1 pseudogene is annotated in these 216 nt (G+C 48.1%); it reads right to left on the bottom strand.

The features are described from left to right. Positions 1 to 216: pseudogene (locus tag AC0QH1_RS00450) on the bottom strand (RNA-guided endonuclease IscB); the annotation flags it as partial.

The following is a 216-nucleotide window of genomic DNA, read 5'->3' as shown; positions in this document are numbered from 1 at the left end:
CTGGTGTTGATTTCCCAACACAAGCAGCATCTAGCCAGTGTGTTTTAGTTAATTCTTGACCAGAGCGGTTAAACTTGATTCTACCACCGGTGCCTGTTTCTACAGGAAGGTCTGTTTGAGACAAAGCCCGATACAACGTCCATCGAGTTGAGTTGACGGCAGCAGCATCCTTGAATGGGCGCTTGGCAGACCACAGAATCTCGTTCAGTAATTCCG

The sequence above is a fragment of the Phormidium sp. CCY1219 genome, from assembly GCF_055795085.1.
The sequence above is the reverse complement of the archived record's forward strand: the minus strand, read 5'-3'. Positions and strand labels throughout refer to the sequence as shown.